The following is a 23,067-nucleotide window of genomic DNA, read 5'->3' on the forward strand; positions in this document are numbered from 1 at the left end:
GGTTTATTGCTCATGCAGGTCATTATTATTGGTGCCGGTTCAGTTGGCTCATCCATTGCAAAAGAACTGATAGCCCACGGGCACAGTATCACCATCATCGACGAAAAGCCCGAGGTTATTGGACGCAGCGGCTCGCTCAAAAACGTCCACTGGATTATCGGAGACGCCTGTGAGTTCTCGACCCTTAAACAGTCAAGCCCCGATGAATGCGACGTTATTGTTGCCACCACCGGCGATGACAAAACCAACCTCGTCGTTTCGCTTATGGCGCGCAGCGAGTTTGGTGTGCCGCGTACGGTAGCGCGCGTTAATAACCCCAAAAATGAGTGGTTGTTCGATGATTCATGGGGCGTTGATGTTGCCGTATCGACCCCGCGTCTGATGACTGCCCTGGTGGAAGAGGCTGTAGAGGTGGGCGATGTGGTGCGTCTGCTGTCTTTGCAGGCAGGTGGGGCGATGCTGGTGGAGTACACAGTACCCGCAGACCATCCCATCATTGGGCACACAGTAGCCGGTATCCAGTGGCCCGCTCAGACAACTCTTACCGCTATCTTGCGTGATGGTACTCCCCTTGCCCCCACTGCCGATGACATTATCGAAGGCGACGATGAGCTTTTCTTTATCACCACCACCGAGGGCGAAGAGGATATTCGTCTGCTCTTCTCGTAAAAAGTCGGCTTAGCTGGTTGGGGTCTTATCTGCAGTGCGCGGGGCGGTCATCAGCCAGGTCAGCCAGATAACGGCTGCATACAGTGGAGTGCCCATGACTAACCGGGCGGTGCCCAGAGCACCCACCTGATCGGCGAGGTAGAGGGGAACCTGAACCGCTAGGCGCAGCACAAACATGCCAATGAGTACCAAGGTTGCCAAGGTGTACGCACGAACGCGCCGGGGGTCTGAACGCCAGGTTTCTTGTTCCCCGCGAAAGAAACTGTAGATGAAACCGACCACCGGTAGTTTGAAGAATAACAGCAGCCCAGCAATACCCACCGCATAGGCAGCGTTAATCCACAAACCGGGCACATAAAAATCAGCTGCCTCGCCCGAACGCAAGGCAACGGCGGCGCACAGTGCCACACCGATCAGACCCGAGAGGGACTGCATCAAAGAGCCCCTTTGCACCAGTCTTACCGCGCCAAAGACCAGGGTAACCGCCGCCGCGATTGAGGCAGCTAAGAGCAGATTACTCGTGATGAGAAAAGCGGTAAGAAAGAGAAAACCCGGTGCTATCGCCTCAATGATCCCGCGCACTCCACCCACCGCATACAGCACATCAACATCGCCGTTAGCGGTGCGTCGAATGTTTTTGGGCGGCGCAAAATTCAGCCCACTGCCTTTCTCAACGCTGGGAGCTGCTGCGGGTTGATTCTGCGACTCTGGCTGCATAAAAATCTCTTTCTCTATTTTCTAAGCCCCGATGGAGCTAGTCTGCTAGTGACCCGAGCGGACGGGCACAATCTCATAACGCGGGTTGTACATGCGGGCGGGCTGGGTTCTGGTGGAGAGCATACCGTTACAGCGCAACTGAGCACCGGCGACAATGCCCGGTACGCTGTGCTGCCCATGCCACACCAGCAGGACGCGCGTACCCGGCTTCACCGGCGGTTCGTCAGGAAACCGCCGGGCAGGGTGAGCTCTACGGTCGATGTCATTCTCATTAGGCGCGAACTCTTCATCGGGAGTCGAGCCTTTTTCATCAGAACCATCTTCGCTGAAATCCCCAGAACTCTCAATGGCAGGTAAGCCCGTCATTAAAGCTCTCGTACGGTTATAAGTGGCGGGGCGAGACTTCTCAACAATCAGCTCCGCCTCATAGCGCGGAGGCTCCCTCGCAGCTGAAAAGCGCACCTGCCCCACACGTCCGGCAATACGGGCGCGCAGACGTTCAGGGTAGGCAAGGGCATCTGTTGCTTGGGTTGAAGCCACGAGAAAGGCTCTAACCAATCTGGGTAATCTCAGGACCGCGCTGGGGAACCTGCAAGGAAGGTTCCTGCTGCGCGCGGGCAGCCGGGGCCGCTTGAGCCTCTAGAATCTGCGCAGGAACTTTCAAGGGCAGCAAGTCACGGGGTGCCATAGGAGCCTCACCACGGTGAACAACCACCGCACGCAGAATTTTTTCCATTTCAGCACGAGCTTCGGGCTGAGTGCTCGCCTCACCGGTAAACACAGCACGCAAGAACCAGCGAGGACCGTCTATGCCCACGAAGGTTGCTACGCGAAACCCTTGACGACCGTCAGGGGTCGTTGCCGGAATACGAGAATGCAGCTCACGCCCCAGCGCAGTATCGGTGTACTCCACGCGTCCGCCCTGAGCATGTACCGAAGATGAGATTTCAGAGCGAATGTCATCCCACAAACCGCGGCTCTTGGGCGCAGCGAACGCCTGCAACTGCACGACAGCCTGATCCTTTTGCAAGGTAATAGCGATGACGTTCTTTGATTTTTCATCGACCTCTAGACGCAGAGCAACCGTCGGATCAGATTTGATCAGCAACGAACCAAAGTCAAGGTACCCCTCATCAGTATTCTTCTCTTCACTGTCAAAGGGACCTTGGCTACGATCAATCTCGAAAACCTCGGGAGCCCGATCTGAACCCCGGTCTTCAGCCTCGTCAGGCTCTACGTTCTCAGCCGCTTCAGTCACCGAAGTGTTCTCAGCATCTTCTTGCTTTTTCTTACGCTTGAAACCAAACATTTTCTCTACCTTCTTCTACCAATTCTTAGATCAATCAGCGGCGGGTGTGCCTACGCTGTGCCCGTTGAGCCAAAGCCGGAGGCTCCGCGCTCTGTCTCATCGAGGGTTTCTACCGGCACAAAGCGAGCGCTCTCGTACTTCTGAATTACCAGCTGGGCGATACGGTCCCCACGGCTGATATGAAAACTATGCTCGGTATCAGTATTGAGCAAGCACACCATCAGCTCTCCTCGATAACCGCTATCAACGGTACCCGGAGCATTGACGATGGTGATGCCGTGCTTAGCAGCCAGCCCAGAACGCGGATGCACCAGCCCCACAAAACCAGCGGGCAAGGCAATGACAATACCGCACGGAATCAACGCCCGCTGACCGGGAGCGAGATCAACATCAACGCGCGCCCTCAGATCAGCGCCCGCGTCCCCCTGCTGCGCGTAAGCGGGCACCGGTAAATCAGGGTCGAGCATTTTAATTTCAACTGTCAACTGTTCATTCACAGTTAGCAACTTTACTAGGCAAATGCCCCTATCATCTAAATTTTTCAGCCTAAGTTGCCGCAGGTACTTCTCCCGCACAGCACCGGCAGGAATCTCTTGCAGGTGCTCTAGCGGTAGAATGGGGTGAAGAAAATAAAGTTTTTGTGGTGATTGGTGAGGTTAATGGCTGCTTCTTCTTCGCAGGTGCTCTATCAGGAGCGTCTGACGCCGAGCGTTGGTTTGTGGATTGGCGTGGTAGGTGCCGGTATTGCCTGCTTCTTTGTGGGTGCGCCTATTAGCATCACCGCCGGTGTTATCGCCGGTATTGTGGTGGCGCTTTTACTGGCTTTCATTTTGTACTCATCAGCCCCTGTTATCACCATTACCCCGAACTTACTGCGGGTGGGGCGTGCCGCTATTGAGCGCGAGCACGTGGGCGTTGCAGAGGCGTTCAGGGGTGCGCTGGCACAGCAAGCTGCGGGTCCTGATCTTGATGGACGCGCGTTCATGTGCTTTCGAGGGTGGATTGAGCCCAAAGTTCGTATTCAGATTACTGACCCGGCAGACCCCACCCCCTACTGGCTTGCCTCAACTCGCAACCCCGAGCGCATCGTAGAGATCCTCAACAGCGAGATTTCAGCAGAACAGCTTGAAGAATACCGGGTGCAGATGCACCAGATGCACGAAGAGCGTATGCTTCTCAACCACGACGCGCGAGCGCAGATTCAAGTAGATGAGCAGTAATTTCTACCGACAAAGACAAAAAGAGGGGCTGACCTTGCAGGTCAGTCCCTCTTTGTTGATGCGTTTACCTCAGTAGTTTTTGAGTGGCGACTATTTAGCCTTCACACTCTACGCAGTACTTCAGATCGCCTTCTTCACGCGCAACCTGTGAACGGTGGCGAACGAGGAAGCAGGAGGCACAGGTGAACTCATCGTCCTGCGCGGGAAGAACTACGACGTTGAGTTCTTCGTTGGAAAGGTCTGCGCCGGGGAGCTCAAAACTTTCGGCTGCCGCGTTTTCGTCTTCGTCAACAGCACCCGACTGCATTTCGGAGCGGTGAGCGTTCAGCTCTTCAATCGATGATTCTTCGTTGTTTTCGTCTTGCTTGCGGGGTGCATCGTAATCGGTTGCCACGTAGGTTTCACGCTTTCTGGAGTGATGTACTCAGTTATAGTCGCAGGCTGTGGTGCCTGAGATGTAAGTCGCCAATTTCTGTGCGCTGCTCAACGCTGTTTGCGCCCTGATATGGGGGCGAAATTGTTGAACCAACGCGTAGCATTTTTCACTATTAAAATGATTTTGTCTAGCTGACCTCTTATTTGTGTCATTTATCGCTCTTTGACTTCAAGGGCGAACCGTCACTGAACCTTCAAGTTCAAGAGAGAGTTGAAGCAAAGTGAGACTTCAAGGCGTGATTTAAGATTAATGTTTCGTTCCAGACGCTTCTGACCCGTTTTTACGCTGCGAGACGGGGTAATCTGTTAGATGATTGTCTCTAGCGTTAACCACCGCTACTACTTCTGGAGTTTTTATGCTTGACTTGCGTCTTGTTGGTATTCACGACGATGGTGAGAACCTTGTTCTCGAGTCTGCCGATGGCACTACCTATCGCCTGCCCATCGACCAGAACTTGCGCACAAGTATTGCTAAGGCGCGCCGTATTCCGCAGGTACGCTCGCTCGGTGGTAACGGTACCTTTGGTCCGCGTGATATTCAGACCCGGTTCCGTCAGGGCGCTACCGTTGAAGAGATTGTCGCGGAGTCTGGGTGGGATGCTAACCGCGTTCGTCGTTACGAGTGGCCCATTGTTGCTGAGCGCGCCAACATTATTCAGTCAGCTCAGAACGTGGTGATTTCTTCTCAGAGCCTAGGACGCCGCGACGCCGCTGCCCTGTCGTTGCGTGAGCATATTGCAGCTACCGCCCAGCGCTACGGTTTCACCCCTGAGGATGCTGAGTGGACTACCTGGCAGCAGGAGTCTGGTCAGTGGACCGTGAGCGTTGATTTCGCGTTTGGTGCTGAGGTTCGTGATGGGTTGCCGCGAACAGCTGTATTCCCGGCACGTTGGAACTACAACCCCGCTAACCAGAGCATCTACGCGTCCAATGAAGCTGCCTACTTTTTGATGGGGCGCGATCATTCGAGCGATGCTCCCCTGCCGGGCATTGGCAGCCACGATACCCATGAGAACGCCCCCGTTCAGGTTGCAGAACCCAAAATTACTGAGGTGAGGGTGCCTCATAACCCCTCTCACAATGAGCTCCTTGACCAGCTGGCCCAGCGTCGCGGCACCCCTGCTACCCCTCAGCAGGCAGAGCAGTCAGCAGCGCGTTCTTCTGCCTTCTATACCTCTACTGAGCCAGCGGCTAACCGTCGAGGTACCCCCGAAGAACGAAAGCTCGCAGAGCTCTTGGAGCGCGCGCGTCGTTCATCGGCTGCCCGCGCCGAGAGCGCACCGTCCGCCGCGCACGCAGAAACTCCGGCGCAGGACCAGCAGCCTGAACAGGCAGAACCCACCGCTGCGAATGACGACTCTGCACACAGCAACAATGTCGATCGCGCCGAGCAGGTCATCATTGACCAGGACGCTCCGGCAGTCACCGAAGTTATCACTGTAGAAGAACCTGCACAGGAGCATGCGGCGGAAGATCAGCAGGATGTAGAGAACCAGCAGGCAGTTCAGCACGATGACGCTCTTGCTGATTCTGAGCAGTCCTCTAACGCCTCAGCAGAGCCTATCGAGCAAAAGGGGACTGCACCCCAGCTTTCAGCTGTTACCTCTGAGAATGCACGCCCCGAGGTATCTGTCTCCACCGAAGAAGTCTCCGCCGACACTGATCCTGTAGAAACTGATACCGCCGGTGAACCTCAGGCGTCTCAGAGCCAGCCGGTTGTATCCGTTCGCGAAAGCTCAGATGCAAAGTCAGAATCAACAGAGTCGAGCACTCAGGATTCAGCCGATGAAGAACCGGCGCCTGCGCGACGCTCAAAGCGCACTTCGGTGCCCAGTTGGGACGACATTATTTTCGGCAACCAGCGTCGCCACTAGTCGCTGAAAACCACCACGCAGACCTCAAGAACAGCAAAAGATAAACCCTTTATGGCATCTTCGAAGAACCCATCTTCTTCTGATCATCCCTTTGATGATGAGAAGACGGTGCCCCTTGCCCCAGAAACAGCGCCCACTGTAGACGAGGACGCAACGCAGCCGTTGAGTCCCCTCGACGCCGGATACCAGTATGTAGACGGCAATCATATAGTGGCTGAGGGCCATGAGATTGATGGAGATCCGTCACTGGGTTTGTCTCTGCTTTCTCGCGGTGAGGTAGTCGAGAAGAAGTCACTGCGCGAGCGCGCCCAAGAACGCGCAGAGGCACGTGCTGTGGCGGCTGAGAAAGCTAAAGCAGAGAAGATTGAACGTGAGGCTGCCATTGCGCGCGCGGAGGCTCGCGAAGCTGCTGAAAAGAGGGCTAAAGCGGCTTCCGTCCCTCCCGCTTCTGCGAAGACCTCTGAGGTTGTTCAGTTATCACCGGGCAAACTGGTTGGTGTGGGCGCACTGGCACTTTTGGTGCTGGGTCTTGCCACAGCAACAGGCATGATGCTGGGTTCGAACAGTGAACAGCCCGAGGAATCACAGCCTGTTCCCGCTGACAGCCCTGTTCAAGAAGCGCCCGTGGTGGTTGTGAGCGATACACCGGCAGGACAAACCCCTGTGCCCGTGCTTCCGACGCTGGCACCCACTATTACTGAAACGGAGCTTCCCTCTGATGCCAGAGAGGTACCCGTTGCGCCTGAACCGACAGTAGCACCGCCCATGGCACCTGAACCGACCCAACCCAGCGCACCGGCAGAAACCACTCCGGCTACGATCGAACCAACAGATGTACCCACTGCTGAGGTAGAGCCGATGCCTTCTGAGGAAAGCACTCCACCCGACGCTGAGTCTCCTGTGATATCTACAGAACCGGCACCTACTGCCCCGGTGGTTCCACAGCCAACAGCTCCAGAGATAGCACCTACCCTTTCGGCTCCCCCAGCGCCCGGTGCAGGAACCGGTTCCAGGCAGGGTAGTGATGGGCCAGCGGCACCCAACACCGCAATAGCGCCCTAGCATAAACCTCTCCAGGCGTGACGCCACTTTTATACTGACGAATCGGGCAAGATATTCTCTTGCCCGGTTCGTGTGTTTATAGGGGTTTTAGTGGGTGGGAAGCACCAGCAAAGGTACCTGCGTTTCGGCTTCGGTGAGGGAGCCATGCTGACCCACCATTTTGAGTGCGTGCGGCTTATAGTGGCGCATATCATAGAGGGCATAATCCTCGCGGCAGGCAATGAGAATATCGCCAATACGTGCTCGGGCTTCATCACTCAGGTGATCACCAAAATAGCCAGCTTCGAACGCTGTTTCGGTATCAATAATCCAGGCGATATCCCCGTATGCAGCGTCCCAGGCTTCGAGGGTCGCACGTTTAGCGGTAGCACTGGCGTCCTTGAGGTAGAGCTGTACCATGCGCGGCTCCCCACCGGTTAGCTCAACATTTTCTAGCAAGTTGGTTCGCTCAGAGTAGTCAAGACGGTGCTCTTCAGGAATATCCACCATGCCGTGATCAGCGGTGAGCAAGAGCAGGGTGTGGGCAGGCAGTCGCTCAGCGAGACGGCGCATGTGCAGGTTCAATTCTTCGAGCTGTTCGCTCCACTGGGGTGAATCTGCGCCGTAACGGTGCCCCACCTGGTCGATCTCAGCCCAGTAGAGGTAGACCAAGGCTGGCTTACGAGCTGAGAGAATACTGTGCCCCAGGGTGACGCGGGCAGCTGCCCCCTGAGCGTGGATAAATCGACCGCCGCGTAACCCTGCTTCGCTCAACCCTGTGCCCTGGTACTTTGAGAGCGTCACCGTTGCCACCTCACAGTGATTTTCAAAGCGTTCAAACACCGTGGGGTAGGGTTGCCACTGGTGGGGGTCAACGCTTTTATCCCAGCCAGAGAGCTGGTTCATAATTTCATTTTTTTCGGGATTGCGGACGTCGTAGCCCGCGATTCCGTGGGTGCCGGGGGCAAGCGCGGTACCGAAAGAGGTGAGGGAGGCAGCTGTAGTGGAGGGTACAGCGGAGTTCAGCGGACCTAACGAAATAGCTTTTTTCAGATAGGGGGCATAGGAGCCGTATCGGCGTAGCAGCTGCTCCCCCAGACCGTCCACCATAACCACGCACACGCTACGGTAGGCATCGGGGTTGAGGCCCGCGTCCGCCAGTCGCTGGCGCAGGTTCAGCAGATCATGTCTACCGGTGCCCAGAACAGGGTGCTCGTCCGGGGCAATTGAGCCCTGTGCGACAAGGGTACCGGCAGATTCAAAAAGGTCTGCGATATTGTGCGCCCCGTAACCGGGATGGGTGGGCACGGGTGTACCGCGAAAATCAGAGAAGCTCATTTTATCGAGTTGCCTTAATCTGCGCTTTGCGCAGGGCGGATGCAAATTTTTGGGCATTGATAATGGCGGTAGCACCGTCTGCGCTGGCTGATACTCGCACCATGATGTCTTCACGGACGCCGGTGCCGGTAAAGCCGTGATCAGCGGTACACTGGGGGTCGGGGCAGTCGGCAGGTGCCATGTCGAGGCGTTGGGAGCCCGTCCAAGCGATGGAAATCTGAATTTCTGATGCGCGGGTACCGGGAATAAAGGTTTGCGGTTGCAGGTAGGTCAGGTTGGTGGTGACGGTGCCAAGTTTACGCAGGGGCACGACCTCGGAGTTAATGTGAGCAGCTACCACTGAGCCTTCTTCATCAAGCTGCTGGTCATCAAGGTGGGCGGCTAAAAGGTGAGACTCGGTCAAAACCAGCACCGTAATGTGGCGGTGCACTTCTTCATGATCAAAGTGGGTTTCAAGCTGCACCAGATGACCGATAATTTCATCGGGTTCAAAGACCGTCGCCACGGTATCCATCACCAGTTCAGGGTAGAACCCCGCCCGCATCACATCACTGACGAGTTCTCGAATCTGCGGTGTCTGAGACATTCCCTAGCCTTTACCTTCCCACGGTGTATTGTGCATTCGCGGGTGCTTGCGTAGCACCGCATCAGTGCCCTCACTCAACGGTCAGGGCACTGTATAAGTGTACGCGAGAGCACCGTGCATCGCAGTTCGTTACGGGGCGCGGTGGAGGTTAGCTGCTCATGGTGCGACGTGCTGAGTCGGTGCGCTGCTGGGGGTTGCCGACCTTAATGAAACCCGCGACTACTGAGAGGTGGGTGCTGGTGACCATCACGGGGCTTAGCTCAATTTCTGCGACCTCGGGGTGGTTGTTTTTAAGAGTAGCGATGCGCACGATGACATCTTCCAGCAGTTCGATATTTACTGCGGGAATGCCTCGGGTACCCAGCAGTTTTTGGGCAGCTTTGGGGGCGCGCACCATCTCGTGTACATCGCGGGCTGTGAGCGGTGGGATCCTATGCGCCCAGTCATCTAAGAGGGTAGTTGCGTCCCCTGTCATGCCGTAGGAAATTACCGGTCCCAGCAGGGGGTCTTCGATGGCGCGGATGATTGCGGTCTGCCCACCCGGTGCCTGTTTTTGCACTGCCAGTTCGAAAGTGCCAAAGGGAGCGAGGGCGCGATGCATTTGGTCGATGGCATCAATGAGTTGTTCATCGTTTTCGATGCCTAGGCGTACACCTCCTAGGTCAATGCGTTGTGCCATGACTTTATCGGTGGTTTTGAGGACTACCGGATACCCGCCAACGGTTTCGACCGCCGCGAGCGCGTCTGCCTCTGTGCTAAAGGGAGTGGTTGCCATGAGTTCTACCCCGTAGAACCCCAAGATGTCGTGGGTTTGTTCTTGGCTGAGCTCAACGAGTTCTTCGCCTTGCGGGGTCAGCTCGGCGAGGGTGGCGCGGGCATCTTTTACTAAAATGCCCTCGGGTATTTCTTCGATGCCCGATTCGCTGGAGCGCCAGCGGGCGTAATCCATGATTGCCGCCATTGAGGTGACGCTTTGCGCTGGGGATTCGAAGCAGGGCAGTCCGTTTGCCGCGTCCTCGGTGTGTTCGGTTGTTTCGTCTTTGCTGTCGGTAGCAGGCTGAGGGTCGGGACGCCAGATACCGCGTAGCACCTTGTCGCTTGCATCAGCGCCGGTGAAGGACGCGACGACCGGCTTACCAGCCACCTGTGAGCATTCGTAGAGTACGCGGGCAATGTCTTTCACATCGACACCGTCTACCGGTAGGAAAGCGGTAAAGGCCGCGTCGACGTCACTGCTTTCGAGTGTTGAGATGAGCACTTCGCGCAGAATATCCAGTCCGTCACTTTCGAGGTGGAGGGTTGATTCCGTGGTTTTGACCTCAAGCTCAAGGCTTTGGGCTCGATCAACGAGAATTTGACCTAGGGCAAAGGCGTTGGAGAGAACCGCGACGCGCCTCCCTGCGGGTAGTGGCTGGCTGACGATAATTTGGGCTACATCGAGTAGCTGTTCGCTTGATTCAGCGCTGATTACACCGGATTGGCGGAACATTGCATCCAGTGCCTGCGCCGGGGCGATGGAGGTACGTCCGGAGTGCCCCGGCGGCAGGTGGCTACCGGTGGCAACATTTTTGGCGACAATCACGGGTTTGATGCGCGCGAGCCTGCGGGCAATACGGCTGAATTTGCGGGGGTTACCGATGGATTCCAGGAAGAGACCGCAGGCGCGGGTGGCAGGGTCGTCTTCCCAGTACTGCATGAGGTCGTTACCCGAAACGTCGGCGCGGTTACCGGCTGAGACCAGTGAGGAAACACCGATGCCCCGTCGTACTGCTGAGTTGGAAAGCATGAGCCCCAGCCCCGCTGACTGGCTGAAAAGCCCTAAGCTGCCGTGTACCGGGTCTTTCTCGGTGGGGGTAGTGTCAAGGCGAACATCGGGGTGGGTGTTAATCAGGCCGAAGGATGCCGGACCGATGATGCGCATGCCGTAGCTACGTGCTAGGCGCACAATAGATTTTTGGCGGGCACTCCCCCGCGCACCGTCATCAGCGTACCCCTTGGTCTGAATGAGCGCACCGCGCACCCCGGCGCGTCCGCATAGTTCAACGGCTGCGGGTACCTCTTCGATAGCGGTGTTGATGATAGCGAGATCAGGGGCGGGAGTGAGCGATGAAAAATCGGCGGTCACCTCATACTGCGAAATCACCGGGTGGGTAGCATAGGCTGAAACACGACCGGTAAAGCCCACTTCAGTGATATTCGTAAGCAGGGCTTCACCCGTACGTTCCCAGCGGGCTGAATCGCCCATGACCACCACATGTTCTGGGGCAAGAAGCTCAGAGATTGATAGCGCCTCAGCACGGTGTTCGCGGGCTTCCATCACCTGACGAGATTTCTCGGTCGGGTCAATATCAAACTGCACGTAAACGAAACCGTCATCAAATTCGCGTTGCACCTCGTAGCCTGCGTCTTTGAAAACGTTGAGCATCTTGCGGTTTTCGGGCAAGACCTCGGCAGTAAAGCGGTTGATACCGCGCTCGTGGGCGGCGGCGGCAAGGTGTTCCAGCAGAATAGAGCCGATACCGCGCCCCTGGTGAGCGTCAGAAATCATGAAGGCAACTTCGGCTTCATGGGCAATATGGGAGCGGTCGTAGCGACCAATGCCGATCATTTCCTCGCCCAAAAACAGCACAAAAGCTACACGGTCGTTGTGGTTAACCGTGGTGAAGCGGGTGAGTTCCTTATCGCTGAGCTTGGGTTTGAAGCCAAAAAAGCGCAGGTAGATGGTTTTTTCAGACTGCCCAGCGTACATAGTTTCCAGCGCCACTCTGTCGGTGGGGAGCACCGGACGCAGGTGGGCGGTTGCACCGTCGCGCAGCACGACGTCTGCTTCCCAGTGGGCGGGGTAGATGAAGGGGATTTCGTCGGTGGTGGGGTGCGCGGGATCGACGGGAACAAAATCGTTCATGGGGTGCTCTTTCGTGCAGGGCTGGCTTTGAACCCAATCTACACGAAATGTGTTTCAAGTTACAGCATTGTGGAGGGGTGGATGAGAGTCTCCTATCATCAGGGTTTACCCCTTGACTCCTCTATCTCTATATAGATAGATTTAACCCATGAAACAGCTTTCTCGCATCACCCCGGCAACCGCCGACGTTCTTGAATACCTGCTGGGAGCGTCCGCACCTGTCTGGGGTCTGCTCATCATCAAAGAAACCGGCAGACCGGCAGGTAGCATTTACCCCATTCTTGAGCGCCTCGAAAACGCCGGTTGGGCGGTATCACAGTGGGATGCTGAGACAGATCGGGGCCCGCGCCGTCGCCTCTACTCGCTCACTGCTGAGGGCGCAGCGGCTGCCCCGGCTGCCCTTGCCCGCAACCGGGCACGCCAAGAGATCAAGGGCGTACGTCCTGTCACAAGGTTTGCCTCATGAGACTCGCCCGGCTCTTTTTTACCACGCTCACACTGGTACTCCCCCTGCACCTGCGCGAGCGCAAAGCAGAAGAATGGTTCTCTGACTGGGTTTACGCGCCCCAGCTGGGACTTTCGCGCGGTGCTATTATCGCAGGTGCGCTCTGGGCTACGGTACGGGCTGATCGGGCGGCTGAGCTCTCGCCACACCCGCGAGCCTGGTTGGCGGTTCGGTCGGCGCGGTGGGCTTTAGCCTACTGGCTAGGAGCATTTTTGCTCAAGGGGTACGTGTTCGGCAGTGACCCCCGCTCGTATCCGCCCTACCCCATTGATTTACCCCTCCGGCATCAACTCGCTCTGGGCGCAAGCGCACTGACTGTGGTTGTATCAACCGCCTGGTGTGCCAGGGCTGTCGCCCTCTTCTTTCCCGTTTTGGACAGGTTGGTTCCCGCGCTCATAGTGGTTACAACACTGATCAGCGCATTGGCAACGTTTGAAGCCATCACCTTCAATAGCCTTTCGCCCGGCATCTCGTGGCTAAACGTCAGCCGCGTGTTCATGGGTGTACTGTTCGTTCTTACTGTTCTATTGCTGATTCTCGCGATAGCTAAGTCATCAGAACGCACCCACTACCGCGCAGCTTCACACCAGACGCGGACGCTCATCATAGCTCTCACCGTTCTCTCAGCCTTGAGCGTGGCTGTTGCGGGCGCTCTCGATGCAACAATTTTCTCTCCGCTAACGAAGGTGCCCGGTCACGACATAACGAGCATCTACCAAAGTATGCTTCGCGAACACCAGATCACCGAAAGCTGGGGAATATTGATTGCCGTTACATGCTTCCTCTGCCTGGCGGTACTGGTCTTTGGTGCATCCCTTATGGCAAAAACCGTGCTCACGGTTCGCGGGTTGCTCTGCTGCGCCTGCCTTGTACATGTGGGCATCTTTGTACTCGTGCAGTTTCCTCTGGGGTTCCACTTTGATAGGGGTGTAGCTGACACTTTCGGCACCGATGGTGGAATCGCCAGCCCCGCCAGTGCTCTGAGCTCGCTGACCGGAATGGCAGCTTTTTGCGGGGCAATTATTCTTGCGGTAGCACCCAAGGACGCGCGCGGTACGGCGCCTGCCTCGCACCAGTCAGCCGGTGGGTGCATCCGCCCGTGAGGCTGGTGGCTGTACCCTCAGGCAAGACGCCGTGCAGATAGAGCTCAGTGCGGTAAAATGGGGTGTTTGGCGCTTGACGGCGCCTAGATTTTTCAGCACGTTATCTATGGCAGGGTGAGAACCTTTATGGCACGGCGGTCAACCAAGAATATTGTTGATGACTACCCTGAGGGTATTCAAGAGAACATTGTTGATATTGATGTTTCATCCGAGATGGAATCTAGCTTTTTGGAGTATTCCTACTCGGTGATTTACTCGCGTGCCCTGCCTGATGCGCGCGATGGTCTCAAGCCTGTTCAGCGTCGTATTTTGTATATGATGCAGCAGATGGGGTTGCGCCCTGAGAAGGGTCATGTGAAGTCTGCCCGTGTGGTGGGCGAGGTCATGGGTAAGTTGCACCCGCACGGTGATGCTGCGATTTACGATGCGATGGTGCGTTTGGCGCAGCCTTTCGCGATGCGTCTGCCGCTGGTTGATGGTCACGGTAACTTTGGTTCGTTGGATGATGGCCCGGCGGCTTCTCGTTATACTGAGGCTCGTATGGGTCCGGCTGCTTTGGCGCTGACCAATAACTTGGACGAGAACGTCGTAGATTTTGTGCCCAACTACGATAATCAGTTCATGCAGCCCTCCGTCTTGCCGGCGGCTTTCCCGAACCTCTTGGTTAATGGCGCTACGGGTATTGCTGTGGGTATGGCGACCAATATGGCACCGCATAACCTGCGCGAGGTCATTGCCGGTGCCCACCACCTGTTAGAGAACCCTGAGGCGACCCTGCCTGAGATTCAGAAATTCATTCCCGGCCCTGATTTTCCCACCGGCGGTATCATCGTGGGCACCAAGGGCATTAAGGACGGCTACGCCACCGGACGCGGTATTTTCAAGACCCGCGCTAAAGTCAGCATTGAGCAGGTGACTGCCCGCAAGCGTGGCATTGTGGTGACTGAGCTGCCCTACATGGTGGGTCCTGAAAAAGTTATCGACAAGATTAAAGACGGGGTTAATAATAAGAAGCTCGTGGGCATCTCTGATGTTCAAGACCTGACCGACCGTAAGAACGGTCTACGTTTGGTGATTGAGGTCAAGAACGGGTTTGACCCGCACGCGGTGCTGGCATCGCTGTACAAGTACACCCCGCTGGAAGATTCATTCGGCATCAATAACGTTGCCCTGGTCGATGGTCAACCGCAGACCCTAGGTCTGTTGGATCTGTTGCGGGTCTACGTGCAGCACCGTATTAACGTGGTGCGCCGCCGCACCGAGCATCGTCTAGGTAAGCGCCGCGACCGTATACATCTGGTGGAGGGTTTGCTGGTGGCTATCGTCGATATTGACGAGGTCATTCAGATTATTCGTGACTCTGATGAAACGGCCCAGGCACGTACCCGCCTGATGCAGATTTTCGATTTGACGGAGGTGCAGGCTAACCACATTCTGGAGCTGCGCCTGCGCCAGCTGACCAAGTATTCGCGCATTGAGTTGGAAGCTGAACGCGATGAGCTTGCCGCCGATATTGCTGAGCTTGAGTCGATTCTTGCCTCTGATATCAAACTGCGCACCTTGGTTTCTGATGAATTGCAGGAGGTTGCTGATCTTTACGGCACCGACCGCCGCACCAAGCTGACAGATAAGGACGATTTGGAGGCAGTAGCGCTGGCTACCGGCGCTGAGACTTCCAAGAAGAAGGGCCTCGGTCTTGCCCTTGAAATCGCTGACGATCCTTGTTGGGTTCTACTCTCAACCTCGGGGTTGATTGGGCGCACGGTGCCCACCAAGGGCAAGCATGCTCCCCTGGTTGAGCCGGGTAAGCGCCTGAAAAGTGATGCACTGACCTCGTGGGTGGCTACCACCGCCCGCGGTGAGGTGGGTGCCGTAACATCGAGCGGACGCATGGTGCGTCTGGGCGTCATGGATTTGGCGGTACTGGAGGACTCTTCGGGAACTCCCCTGCTCTCTAGCGGTGTGAAGGCTAGCGAAGTGGTCACCCTAGCTAAGGGTGAAACGCTGGTGGGCATCGTTCCGCTGAACACCGTTATTGCGGTGGCGACCGAACGCGGCGTTATTAAGCGCGTCAACCCTGACTACCCGCTGAACCGCGATGAATGGGAAGCTATCAAACTCAAAGCTAAAGACCGGGTAATCAGTGTTGCTGTTGCCGATGCTGGCGATGAGAACTTCACCTTTATCACCCGCCAGGGCAAACTGCTGACCTTTGACGCCTCCAAAGTGCGCCCGCAGGGTCGAGCAGGTGGCGGCATGGCAGGCATGAAGGTCGCTGATGATGATGCCGTGATTGCTTTCGGTGCAACTGCCCCCGGCACTAACGCGCAGGTAGTGACCGTTACGAACGCCGCCAGCAGTATGGAGCCCTCCGTGAAGGTGACTGAGCTGAGCGAGTTCCCCGCTAAGGGACGCGCCACCGCAGGTATGCGCGCCCACCGTCTGCTCACCGGCGAAACCCAACTCGACTTCGCGTGGGTTGGTGTAGGCCCGGCTAAGGCTGTTTCGGCTGCTGGTGTTGCCCGCACCCTGCCCACGGAGTTCGGCGCTCGCGATGGCTCCGGTGTTCCATTGGTTCAAGCGATTGTCGCTGTTGGTCCTTCTTACGAGGTAACTCAGCCGCGTACTGCCCCGGCTGCATCCGCCGCCCTTGCGCCAAACCTTGAGGATGCGCGTCCTGAAGAACCGACGCAACCCAGCCCGCAGAAACCTGTCACTGATGATGAGCCTAGCGAGAACGCTCTCTTCTAACCGTGCCCTGTTAGTGCAGGTAAGCCCCCCCCTGTTCTTGCGATAAGGTGCGGGGCTTAGTTTCTGTTATAGAGTTGAGCTGAACTTTTGTGTACTGTGCGGTACGTTTTTATCTAAGGAGTCATGATGCCAGATTCACTGTCATGGAGCGGTGCTTTTCAGGCGCTTCAGGTGTTCATGGTGGGTTTGGTGCTTGCCTGGATTATCGCCTGGACCGTTAAGAAGATCTTATTGCGGGTGGGGCGCGGGCCGAGTTCGGCGCACGTCTTTTCACGATTGGCGAGCTGGGTAGTGGGCGTGGTTTTCTTCCTCGCATCGCTGACCGTCGTGTTCCCGTCGGTGAAGCCGGTGGACGTGCTCGGTGGCGTTACGGTGATTTCGATTGCTGCCGGTATTGCTTTTCAGACGGTGCTGGGCAATATGTTCTCTGGTCTGGTGATTTTGGCGCGCGACCAGTTTAGGCAGAACGATCAGATTCTGTTGGGAGATATTAGCGGCAACATCATTTCGATTGGTTTTACGTCAACGCAGATTCGCTCTTTTGACGGGCATCTGCTGATTATTCCGAACAGCACTATGCACGATGAAGTGGTGACGGTGCAGACGGGGTTCAAGCGGATTCGTTCTTCGGTAAAAATCGAATTGAGTTTGGATACCGATTTGGCGCGGGCGCGTGAGGTTGCTGAGCGTACGATGGTGGGTTTGCCGCAGGTGAGTTCTGAGCGCGATCCGCAGGCGTTTTTGACTGAAGTGACCGATGGTTCTGTCATTTTGTCCCTGCGTTTTTGGTCTGCTGCCACACAGATGGACGCTTCCGGCGCACGTCATGAGGTGATTCAGGCGGTGGTCTCGGCATTTAGGCGTGAGGGAATCACTATCTCAGAACCGTCGATTATTGTGCATAAGGGTGAGTAAAAGCTCGCATGGACTCGAACAGTATCAGACACCCTATGTTGAGCATACGTCCAGATATAATTAACCTGTCTTAAGCAAGCCTAGCGAGGGTGACGCATTTGTAGTCGCCGATGTTTTTGAAGCCCAGCGTGGTGTAGAAGTCGATAGTGTGCTGGTTGTCGGTGGTGGCGTCCGTGGTGAGGTAAGTTTGGCGAATTTTCGCGGCGTGGATGGTATCAAGGACGCGGCGCATCAGGTGGGTAGCAATTCCTTGCCTCTGGTGGGTGGGTAGCACTAGCAGATCTTGGATGTAGGCGATAGTGAGCCCGTCGCTGACCACTCTCACAAGGCCCACTAACTGATCGGCGTCGAAGGCTGCACATACGTACCAGCTGTTGCACACCATAGGGACGAGGTTTTCTGGCGTCTGGGTGTAGGCACTCCACCCAACCGAGTCATACAAATGCACTAGCGCCTTATGGTCAAGGTCGCGGTTTTGAACGTAGGTAATACTCACAGGTGCTGGGTCTTTGCGGTAGAGGTGGGCGGGCTAGTATCCCAGGGCTTTTTTAGCTTCTTCAGGGCGAGGCGTCGAAACGGCTGTGCGGGTGCCGTCAGCGAGTTCTAGCGCAAGATTGGGGCCGCCGGTGAGGTAGCCAGTAGTGCAGTTACCCATGATGCGCAGCCCCGCACCAGCGCCCAGTCCTGTGGGAGCTCCCACCTGCGCGTCCACGATGTCGCTGCGCTTGATGGTGGTGGAGAAGAAGCCGAAGGTTTTGGCGTGTACTTGTTCTGCATCGATAGTGAGCCGAGTAGTAGCAAACAGCATGGGCACCGACAATAGAAGCACAAAGACCGGAACGCCGATGCTGATAGGCAGTAAGCCCCCACCCTCACTGGGCATAAACGCAAACAGGGCAAGAATTATTATCTGTATCGCAGCAATACCAGCTAGAAGAAAGAGAAAAGGCTTGCTCAATCGGGCGGTGGAGGTAAAAGCGCTCATAAGGCTCCTTGTACTAGGCGAGTGAAATACGCACCCACAGTTCGGCTGGTGATAAAGCCATTATGACATGCCCCAATGACGTCACTTACGATTTAACGAGGTACTCTACCCCGCTGATATTCTCACTTGACTAGAAGCCTCTCTCTCTCTCCCCCCCCAGCTACCGCTCCTTCGTGAATCCCGACGCACCCGCGTCCGCCCAAGAAGCTACCAAAGAACGCCTGCTGGCTCGCATCACTAGCAAACTCGAAACCCCCGAAAACCAAGGCGGCGGCACTATCAACCTGCTCCGCAAAGGCTTCTCAATCCCCAGCGCACGTCGTCCCTTCAAACTCCTGGCCTACCCACCCCAAGACCAACATTCTGCGCGTCGTTGAAGAAGTCCACTTCAACCCCAAAGACAGCACCCTACGCCTCGACCCCGTGCTCTTCACCAACGGCATACCCGTAGCCACTATCGAACTCAAAAGCGAATACACCCAAACCCTCAACCACACCCTGCACCAATACCTCACCGCCCGCGAACACAGCGGCACACTCGCCCACTTCGCCATCGCCCAAGACGAGATCGCCATGACCACCCGCCCAGAGGCAAAGGCACCGTCTTTCCACCCTTCAACCGCGGCAACATCGGCGGAGTAGGCAACCCAAAGGTCAAGGGCACCATCATGAAGTGGTAAACGGTGGTGATACCAGATTGCCACCGCGCGAGTTCGAGAGGGTCCACAGGTTTATTCCTAAGTGCTGGTGGTGAGGTGTCCGTTCTAATCATGCGTCTTTCGAGCGGACGCGCCCTAAAACCCTTTTAGGATACTCAAGAATTTAAAAATAAAGGTAAGGCCTGACCGCAGGGTAAAAATATTACTTGACGTTCCCCTTAAGGTCACTCTAACGCTATTTATTGTAGAGATAAAAACAAGTGAACGGCGATAACAAGGGGCGACACCTGCCAGGTAACGCCCCTCTTCGCCTGCCGGCAAATAAAGGTTAGCACCCATCTTTATTGTTTTTAGAGGGATTCACCCAATAGCCCTAGTGTTTTCACAGCTTCTTTTTCGTCAAGCAGTTCTTGAACGGTCTTATCGATGTATTTTTGTGAAAATTCATCAATTTCATAGCTGTTATCTATTTCATAGCAACCATTATCACAGATAACCGGGAATGAAGAAATAATTCCCTCAGTAACCCCGTATTGGCCGGCGCTCAGCACGCCCATCGAAACGGGTTCTCCCCCGCTACCGAGTATCCAGGAGCGCATATGAGAAATTGCGCCGTGGGCAGCAGAAGCCACCGATGAGCCACCGCGCACCTCAATAATTTCAGCACCACGCTTTGCTACTTTGGGAATAAAGACGCCAGAAATCCACTGCTCATCTTTGCCGTGTTCACGCAGAACACCCCGAGCCGCGCGTCCTGCAATCCTTGCGTTGAAAACATCGGGGTACTGGCTTGCCGAATGGTTACCCCAAATCGCCAACTTCTTGATATCGCTCACGCGCGTATTAGTTGCTGCCGCCAGCTGAGCCAGTGCCCGGTGATGGTCCAGACGGGTCAGCGCAGTGAAACGCTCCGAGGGAACGTCAGGAGCGTGCGAAGCGGCAATCAGCGCATTAGTGTTCGCAGGGTTACCCACCACAACCACCTTGATGTCATCAGCTGCAGACTTGCTAATAGCAGCGCCCTGCTGCGAGAAAATAGCACCGTTAGCTTCGAGCAAGTCAGCACGTTCCATACCAGCAGTGCGAGGATGCGCACCAATCAGCATACCAATATTGGCGCCCTCAAAAGCCTGCTGAGGGTCATCAAAAATATCTACCGATTCGAGAAGCTCAAAAGCGCAATCTTCGAGTTCCATCGCCGCGCCTTCGGCAGCTTTGACACCCCGAGGAGGAATCTCTAGCAGGCGCAGGCGCACCGGAGTGTCAGCGCCCAGCATCTCACCGGCTGCAATGCGGAACATGGTGGCATAACCAATCTGACCACCCGCGCCGGTGAGGGTAATAGTAACTGGCTTTTTCTGTGATTGTGAGTCAGAAGTAAACATAACCCCATCTTAGTGAATCACATCACCAAAATGGGGTTAGCTGCCAGCGTGGCTACATATCGATTTGCGACTGATCCAGCTGGTGCGCACCGTTGATAATAAACTCCTTGCGCGGGGCAACCTCAGAGCCCATCAACAGCGAGAAAGCACGTTCTGCAGCTTCAGCGTCCTCAACACGCACGCGACGCAACATGCGGTGACGCGGGTCCATGGTGGTTTCAGCCAGCTGATCTGCATCCATCTCGCCCAAACCCTTATAGCGCTGAATAGGCTCTTTGTAGTTTCTGCCCGTAGCCTCCAGCTCCTTGAGCAGGTTATTCAGCTCGCGTTCGGAATAGGTGTAGACCATCTCGTTCGCCTTGCCGCGGTTAATGATCTCAACCCGGTGCAGAGGCGGAACAGCCGCGTACACTTTACCAGCGGTAATCAGCGGCTTCATGTAGCGGAAGAAGAGGGTCAGTAGCAGAGTGCGGATGTGGGCGCCGTCCACGTCCGCGTCCGTCATCATAATAATCTTGCCGTAGCGGGCAGCATCTACATCAAAGGTACGCCCGGAGCCAGCACCAATCACCTGAATAATCGCGGCACACTCGGTGTTTGCCAGCATATCGGTCAGTGAGGCTTTTTGAACGTTGAGGATCTTACCGCGAATGGGCAGCAGCGCCTGGTAGGAGGAAGAACGCGCCAACCGGGCAGTGCCCAGCGCTGAGTCGCCCTCCACGATAAAGAGTTCGGTCTTTTCAGCGTCCCCGTTGCGGCAATCAACTAACTTAGCGGGCATAGACGATGATTCCAAGGCAGTCTTACGACGCTGAGTTTCTTTGTGGACGCGCGCAGACACACGCGCCTTCATCTCGGCAACAACCTTCTCACTCAGAGCATGAGCCTGCGCCTTTTCGGCGCGAGCCGTTGACTTGAGTTTTTCAGCCAGTGCACGTGCAACCACCTTAGACACGATGGCACGCACAGCCGGGGTACCCAGGATCTCCTTGGTCTGACCCTCAAACTGAGGCTCAGCCAGACGAACCGTCAGCACGGCGGTCAAACCTGCCATTGCGTCGTCTTTTTCGATCTTATCGTTACCCACCTTGTACTTGCGGGCGTTACCGACAAGGTGCTTGCGGAAGGTCTTCAGCAACCCCTGCTCAAACCCGGCAAGGTGCGTACCACCCTTGGGGGTGGCGATGATATTAACGAAGGTATTGATTTTAGTCTCGTACCCCACGCCCCAGCGCAGAGCAATATCAACTTCGCATTCGCGCTCAACGTCAGTAAGTTTTGAGTGACCGTTAACATCGAGCACCGGCACGGTCTCAGTGAACGTGTCCCGCCCTGTAAAACGCCAAATATCGGTCACCGAGGTATCAGGTGCTAGGTACTCAACGAACTCAGAGATGCCGCCATCGTGCTGAAAAACCTCTTCGTGGGTTTCAAACTCCCCTGGGGTTCCGGCAACACGACGCTCATCGCGAATAGTAATGCGTAAACCGGGAATCAGGAAGGAAGTCTGCCGGGCGCGAGCCGCAAGGTTCTCGTAGCTGAACTTCGCATCCGGGGTGAAAATCTGAGGGTCAGCCCAGTAACGTACACGGGTGCCGGTCACCCCGCGCTTCGCCTTACCGACCACCTGCAAAGAATCATTAGCATCAGCAGTAGGCGTAAATTCGGCGTCAGGTTTGGGGGTACGAGCAGTTTCAAACACGCCGGGAATACCGTGGCGGAAACTCATCTGGTAGGTTTTACCGCCGCGATCTACCTGAACGTCCAGGCGAGCAGACAGCGCATTCACTACAGACGCACCTACACCGTGCAGACCACCGGAGGCATTGTATGAACCGCCGCCGAACTTACCGCCAGCGTGCAACTTGGTAAACACCACTTCAAGGCCGGTTAGACCGGTGCGTGGCTCAATATCGGTGGGAATACCACGGCCGTCGTCCTGCACCTCAACTGAACCATCTTTGTGCAAAATAATGTTGATCGACTGACCGTACCCAGCAAGGGCTTCATCCACCGAGTTGTCGATGATCTCCCACAAACAGTGCATAAGACCGCGCGAATCGGTTGAACCAATGTACATCCCCGGACGCTTGCGGACGGCTTCGAGCCCTTCAAGTACCGAGAGGTTACTGGCTGTGTAGTTGGATGCTGCCACGTCGTGTATTACTCCTGCTGCACAAGATAAAAGTGAACTTCTTTAGTCTAGTCGCTTTTTGCAGTAGCCGCGCTCAATCACCGGTGTTCGTGGTGGGTGAACAGGCACTAGCTACCAGCGAACACCGCTACCTGTACCCGTTCGCAGGTGGTTGTATGAAGTGTACGCAAAAAATGATTCGGCATGTGAAGATGCCGAGCTACTTTAGAAGGGGCACGCTATGACTGCAACAGTAGCTGAAACCCGAGAACTGCTCGTAACCGACCGCTGCGATGCATGCGGCGCTCAGGCTTACGTACGTGCGACTCTCAGCAGCGGTGACCTGCTGTTCTGCGGTCACCATGCCCGCGCTAATGAAGAAGCCGTGCGTTCCATTGCTTTTGAGTGGGACGATCAGACCGACCGCATCAAGTAAACGCTCACGCGGTTCTCTGTTAGTTTTTATCAAGGACGCGCCCTCCCATTCACCGGTGGAAGGGCGCGTTTTTGATGTGTGCTTTTTGTTTCTGGTCGCA

The 23,067-nt window shown here is 55.9% G+C and carries 23 protein-coding genes; 11 read left to right on the forward strand and 12 right to left on the reverse strand.

The features are described from left to right. The first annotated feature begins 12 nt into the window (after positions 1 to 12). Complete coding sequence (locus tag JR346_RS06285) at positions 13 to 669, forward strand: TrkA family potassium uptake protein (protein WP_204876238.1); 657 nt, start codon at positions 13 to 15, stop codon at positions 667 to 669. A gap of 9 nt (positions 670 to 678) precedes the next feature. Here JR346_RS06285 and JR346_RS06290 read toward each other — a convergent pair whose 3' ends face one another. The 4 genes from JR346_RS06290 to dut are packed head-to-tail and all read right to left on the reverse strand — an operon-like array spanning position 679 to position 3,192. Continuing rightward, the gene (locus tag JR346_RS06290; RefSeq protein WP_205481982.1) at positions 679 to 1,386 is read right to left on the reverse strand and encodes a DUF3159 domain-containing protein; all 708 of its coding nucleotides are present in this window, start codon (positions 1,384 to 1,386) and stop codon (positions 679 to 681) included. A 45-nt stretch (positions 1,387 to 1,431) separates the two neighbouring features. Continuing rightward, positions 1,432 to 1,926: an asparaginase gene (locus JR346_RS06295; protein ID WP_205481983.1), complete on the reverse strand. Its 495-nt coding sequence runs from the start codon at positions 1,924 to 1,926 to the stop codon at positions 1,432 to 1,434. Positions 1,927 to 1,936: 10 nt separating this feature from the next. Next, a complete protein-coding gene (locus tag JR346_RS06300) occupies positions 1,937 to 2,695 on the reverse strand; it encodes a DUF3710 domain-containing protein (RefSeq protein WP_205481984.1) in 759 nt (252 codons plus the stop codon). A gap of 50 nt (positions 2,696 to 2,745) precedes the next feature. Further along, entirely contained in the window at positions 2,746 to 3,192 is a 447-nt protein-coding gene (dut, locus tag JR346_RS06305; RefSeq protein ID WP_205481985.1) for a dUTP diphosphatase, read from the reverse strand. A 162-nt stretch (positions 3,193 to 3,354) separates the two neighbouring features. Between dut and JR346_RS06310 the strand changes: the two genes are divergently transcribed. Continuing rightward, positions 3,355 to 3,915, forward strand: coding sequence for a DUF3093 domain-containing protein (locus JR346_RS06310; RefSeq protein WP_205481986.1), 561 nt, complete (start codon positions 3,355 to 3,357; stop codon positions 3,913 to 3,915). Between the two features lie 94 nt (positions 3,916 to 4,009). Here the strand turns inward: JR346_RS06310 and JR346_RS06315 are convergent, their stop codons facing one another. Beyond that, on the reverse strand, positions 4,010 to 4,309 hold the full coding sequence (locus JR346_RS06315) for a DUF4193 domain-containing protein (RefSeq protein WP_204876253.1): 300 nt from the start codon (positions 4,307 to 4,309) through the stop codon (positions 4,010 to 4,012). 397 nt (positions 4,310 to 4,706) lie between these two features. On the opposite strand from JR346_RS06315, the gene sepH reads away from it, so the two are divergent. Both sepH and JR346_RS06325 read left to right on the forward strand, forming a co-directional pair. Next, entirely contained in the window at positions 4,707 to 6,224 is a 1,518-nt protein-coding gene (gene sepH / locus JR346_RS06320) for a septation protein SepH (RefSeq protein ID WP_205481987.1), read from the forward strand. Positions 6,225 to 6,275: 51 nt separating this feature from the next. After that, the gene (locus tag JR346_RS06325; protein WP_205481988.1) at positions 6,276 to 7,286 is read left to right on the forward strand and encodes a hypothetical protein; all 1,011 of its coding nucleotides are present in this window, start codon (positions 6,276 to 6,278) and stop codon (positions 7,284 to 7,286) included. 87 nt (positions 7,287 to 7,373) lie between these two features. On the opposite strand, the gene JR346_RS06330 is transcribed toward JR346_RS06325, so the two are convergent. From JR346_RS06330 to JR346_RS06340, 3 genes are all read right to left on the reverse strand, one after another. Further along, positions 7,374 to 8,603, reverse strand: a complete 1,230-nt coding sequence (locus JR346_RS06330) for an alkaline phosphatase family protein (protein ID WP_205481989.1) — start codon at positions 8,601 to 8,603, stop codon at positions 7,374 to 7,376. Between the two features lies 1 nt (position 8,604). After that, entirely contained in the window at positions 8,605 to 9,189 is a 585-nt protein-coding gene (locus JR346_RS06335) for a DUF5998 family protein (protein WP_204876262.1), read from the reverse strand. Between the two features lie 148 nt (positions 9,190 to 9,337). Continuing rightward, entirely contained in the window at positions 9,338 to 12,094 is a 2,757-nt protein-coding gene (locus JR346_RS06340; RefSeq protein WP_205481990.1) for a bifunctional GNAT family N-acetyltransferase/acetate--CoA ligase family protein, read from the reverse strand. 148 nt (positions 12,095 to 12,242) lie between these two features. Here JR346_RS06340 and JR346_RS06345 point away from each other — a divergent pair, with 148 nt between their 5' ends. From JR346_RS06345 to JR346_RS06360, 4 genes are all read left to right on the forward strand, one after another. Then, complete coding sequence (locus tag JR346_RS06345) at positions 12,243 to 12,560, forward strand: PadR family transcriptional regulator (protein WP_205481991.1); 318 nt, start codon at positions 12,243 to 12,245, stop codon at positions 12,558 to 12,560. Next, entirely contained in the window at positions 12,557 to 13,702 is a 1,146-nt protein-coding gene (locus JR346_RS06350; protein ID WP_205481992.1) for a hypothetical protein, read from the forward strand. Before JR346_RS06345 ends, JR346_RS06350 begins: the two co-directional genes overlap by 4 nt. A gap of 126 nt (positions 13,703 to 13,828) precedes the next feature. Further along, entirely contained in the window at positions 13,829 to 16,453 is a 2,625-nt protein-coding gene (locus tag JR346_RS06355; protein WP_205481993.1) for a DNA topoisomerase (ATP-hydrolyzing) subunit A, read from the forward strand. A gap of 123 nt (positions 16,454 to 16,576) precedes the next feature. Then, positions 16,577 to 17,368, forward strand: a complete 792-nt coding sequence (locus JR346_RS06360; protein WP_205481994.1) for a mechanosensitive ion channel family protein — start codon at positions 16,577 to 16,579, stop codon at positions 17,366 to 17,368. Between the two features lie 70 nt (positions 17,369 to 17,438). Here the strand turns inward: JR346_RS06360 and JR346_RS06365 are convergent, their stop codons facing one another. Next, positions 17,439 to 17,864, reverse strand: coding sequence for a GNAT family N-acetyltransferase (locus JR346_RS06365; protein ID WP_240333892.1), 426 nt, complete (start codon positions 17,862 to 17,864; stop codon positions 17,439 to 17,441). Positions 17,865 to 17,897: 33 nt separating this feature from the next. Then, positions 17,898 to 18,353 carry a hypothetical protein gene (locus JR346_RS06370; RefSeq protein WP_205481995.1) on the reverse strand — a complete coding sequence of 152 codons (456 nt, stop codon included), beginning with the start codon at positions 18,351 to 18,353 and terminating at the stop codon, positions 17,898 to 17,900. A 173-nt stretch (positions 18,354 to 18,526) separates the two neighbouring features. On the opposite strand from JR346_RS06370, the gene JR346_RS10385 reads away from it, so the two are divergent. Together JR346_RS10385 and JR346_RS10390 are read left to right on the forward strand one after the other, a co-directional pair. Then, positions 18,527 to 18,730: a hypothetical protein gene (locus JR346_RS10385; RefSeq protein ID WP_240333893.1), complete on the forward strand. Its 204-nt coding sequence runs from the start codon at positions 18,527 to 18,529 to the stop codon at positions 18,728 to 18,730. Continuing rightward, the gene (locus JR346_RS10390; RefSeq protein ID WP_240334039.1) at positions 18,717 to 18,995 is read left to right on the forward strand and encodes a type I restriction endonuclease; all 279 of its coding nucleotides are present in this window, start codon (positions 18,717 to 18,719) and stop codon (positions 18,993 to 18,995) included. The genes JR346_RS10385 and JR346_RS10390 overlap by 14 nt, the downstream gene beginning before the upstream one ends. 367 nt (positions 18,996 to 19,362) lie before the next feature. Here the strand turns inward: JR346_RS10390 and JR346_RS06380 are convergent, their stop codons facing one another. Continuing rightward, a complete protein-coding gene (locus JR346_RS06380) occupies positions 19,363 to 20,397 on the reverse strand; it encodes a malate dehydrogenase (RefSeq protein ID WP_205481996.1) in 1,035 nt (344 codons plus the stop codon). Between the two features lie 52 nt (positions 20,398 to 20,449). Then, a complete protein-coding gene (locus tag JR346_RS06385) occupies positions 20,450 to 22,552 on the reverse strand; it encodes a type IIA DNA topoisomerase subunit B (RefSeq protein WP_205481997.1) in 2,103 nt (700 codons plus the stop codon). 220 nt (positions 22,553 to 22,772) lie between these two features. On the opposite strand from JR346_RS06385, the gene JR346_RS06390 reads away from it, so the two are divergent. Continuing rightward, positions 22,773 to 22,967 (forward strand): hypothetical protein, encoded by a 195-nt coding sequence (locus JR346_RS06390; RefSeq protein WP_205481998.1) that lies wholly within the window; start codon positions 22,773 to 22,775, stop codon positions 22,965 to 22,967. Positions 22,968 to 23,067: the final 100 nt, after the last annotated feature.

The organism is Rothia sp. ZJ932 (assembly GCF_016924835.1).
Classification (GTDB): Bacteria; Actinomycetota; Actinomycetes; order Actinomycetales; family Micrococcaceae; genus Rothia.